Origin of the sequence: Cellulomonas sp. IC4_254, assembly GCF_011603975.1 — a bacterium.
Lineage (GTDB): Bacteria > Actinomycetota > Actinomycetes > Actinomycetales > Cellulomonadaceae > Cellulomonas.
The window spans coordinates 1-1,393 of the sequence record NZ_JAANNB010000368.1 but is presented as its reverse complement, the minus strand read 5'-3'; the positions used below and the strand labels follow the sequence as shown (position 1 = coordinate 1,393).

Here is a 1,393-nt window from a genome sequence, read left to right as displayed (position 1 = left end):
GGGGGCGACCGGTCCGACGACGGCGAGCCGCTCGAGCGCGTCGACACGGGACGCGTCGAGGGTGGCGAGGAACAGCGCGGCGACGCCCTCGGCGGGCACGTCGAGCAGCCGGCCGTAGTCGACGTGCCGGCCGTCCTCGCGGCGCAGCGCCCCGGTGGCGCGGGCGGCGGTGAGCAGGGCGACCGCGGCGCCGGGGTTGCCGCCGGACTGGGCGAGCAGCGTGCCGGTGAGCGCGGCGTCCGCGGGGCCGCCGAGCGCGCCGGCGACGAGGGCGCTGAGCGCCGCGAGCCCGAGCGGGGGGACCCGGACCTCGGCCGGGGCCCGGGCGACCAGCAGCTCGCGGGGCCCGCCGGGCGGGGTGCGCAGCAGGTCGGTGGTGGTGGCGGCGACGAGGCGGCAGCCGGTGCGGACCAGCGCCCGCTGGACGACGCGGAGGCTGCCCTGGTCGAGCCGGTCGACGTCGTCGACGAGGAGCACGCTGCGCGGGGCCGCGAGCTCGTCGGCGAGCCAGGCGGTCAGGGCGTTCTCGTCGGCCACCCGGGCCGGGGCGGAGGGGTGGTCGAGGACGGCGGCGAACGGCGCGGGGCCGCTCGCGCGCAGGAGCACGCCGGGCAGCCGGCGGTCGGACAGGTCGGCGCGCAGGGCCTCGAGCGTGGCGGTCTTGCCGATGCCGCGCTCGCCGCGCAGCACCACGTCGCGCCCGGTCGCCAGCCAGCGCCGCACCGCGGTCAGGGCCTCGTCCCGGCCCCCGCCGCCGCTCATCGCGCACTCACCCGTCCCGCACCCCCCACGCGGTGCGCGCGCGCCGGACCGGCACCCGCCCGTGACCGCCCGGCCCCAGCGTAGGACCGGGCGGTGCGACGGGGGAGGTCAGGCGACGGTCGTGTCCAGCTGGACGTCGATGTTGCCGCGGGTGGCGTTGGAGTACGGGCACACCTGGTGGGCCTGCTCGACGAGCTTCTCCGCCGTCGCCTGGTCGACGCCGCCGATCTCGACGTGCAGCGCGGCGCTGAGCGTGTAGCCGCCGGTGCCGTTGGGCAGGATGCCGATGTCGGCGACCACGGCGGAGTCCTGGATCGGGGTCTTGGCCGCGGCGGCGACGCCCTTGAGCGCGGAGTGGAAGCACGCGGCCCAGCCGGCGGCGAACAGCTGCTCGGGGTTGGTGCCGCCGCCGGGGCCGCCCATGGGGGCGGGGACCGCGAGCGTCAGGTCGAGGACGCCGTCGTCGCTGGTGACCTGGCCTCCCGCACGGCCCTCGCCGGTCGAGGTGGCGGTGGCGGTGTAGAGCGCGCTCATGCGGGAGACCTCCATGTAGACGAACTAGTACGTCTATGTATGCCACAGATCGTGCGCGCATGCCAGACTGGCTCACCGGCGGGACGCCCGAGCCCCG

The 1,393-nt window shown here is 77.8% G+C and carries 2 protein-coding genes; both read right to left on the bottom strand.

Going from position 1 to position 1,393, the window contains the following annotated elements:
- Window positions 1-762, bottom strand: a 762-nt coding sequence (locus tag G6556_RS18835; RefSeq protein WP_166944673.1) for an ATP-binding protein, incomplete at its 3' end; no start/stop codon positions are given.
- A 108-nt stretch (window positions 763-870) separates the two neighbouring features.
- Window positions 871-1,296 carry an organic hydroperoxide resistance protein gene (locus G6556_RS18830; RefSeq protein ID WP_166944672.1) on the bottom strand — a complete coding sequence of 142 codons (426 nt, stop codon included), beginning with the start codon at window positions 1,294-1,296 and terminating at the stop codon, window positions 871-873.
- Between the last annotated feature and the right edge of the window lie 97 nt (window positions 1,297-1,393).